Origin of the sequence: Enterococcus sp. S183_ASV_20, from assembly GCF_018919685.1 — a bacterium.
GTDB lineage: Bacteria > Bacillota > Bacilli > Lactobacillales > Enterococcaceae > Enterococcus > Enterococcus faecalis.
On record NZ_JAHLRI010000171.1, the window covers coordinates 1 to 548 of the forward strand.

The following is a 548-nucleotide window of genomic DNA, read 5'->3' on the forward strand; positions in this document are numbered from 1 at the left end:
TAGCACCCATAGCTCAACTGGATAGAGTGTTTGACTACGAATCAAAAGGTTAGGGGTTCGACTCCCTTTGGGTGCATTAGTTATATACGGGAAGTAGCTCAGCTTGGTAGAGCACTTGGTTTGGGACCAAGGGGTCGCAGGTTCGAATCCTGTCTTCCCGATAATAATTTTCATGGGGCCTTAGCTCAGCTGGGAGAGCGCCTGCTTTGCACGCAGGAGGTCAGCGGTTCGATCCCGCTAGGCTCCATTCTTATTTTAATATAAGAGTTTCGCGGTGTAGCTCAGCTGGCTAGAGCGTCCGGTTCATACCCGGGAGGTCGGGGGTTCGATCCCCTCCGCCGCGATTATACATTTGGAAGAGCCTGGACCTTTAGCTCAGTTGGTTAGAGCAGACGGCTCATAACCGTCCGGTCGTAGGTTCGAGTCCTACAAGGTCCATTGTGACGTTGTTTATAGTTTTATTTTTATCATGGAGGATTACCCAAGTCCGGCTGAAGGGAACGGTCTTGAAAACCGTCAGGCGGGTAAAACCGTGCAAGGGTTCGAAT

At 50.7% G+C, this 548-nt stretch carries 5 tRNA genes; all 5 read left to right on the plus strand.

Annotation, left to right across the window (positions count from 1 at the left end):
* Positions 1–2: 2 nt before the first annotated feature.
* The 5 genes from KQI94_RS16240 (at position 3) to KQI94_RS16260 (ending at position 438) form a co-directional block, all read left to right on the plus strand.
* Positions 3–76, plus strand: a tRNA-Arg gene (locus KQI94_RS16240).
* A gap of 11 nt (positions 77–87) precedes the next feature.
* A tRNA-Pro gene (locus KQI94_RS16245) sits at positions 88–161 on the plus strand.
* A 13-nt stretch (positions 162–174) separates the two neighbouring features.
* Positions 175–247, plus strand: a tRNA-Ala gene (locus KQI94_RS16250).
* A gap of 23 nt (positions 248–270) precedes the next feature.
* Positions 271–344 (plus strand) — tRNA-Met (locus tag KQI94_RS16255).
* Positions 345–364: 20 nt separating this feature from the next.
* A tRNA-Ile gene (locus tag KQI94_RS16260) sits at positions 365–438 on the plus strand.
* Positions 439–548 lie beyond the last annotated feature (110 nt).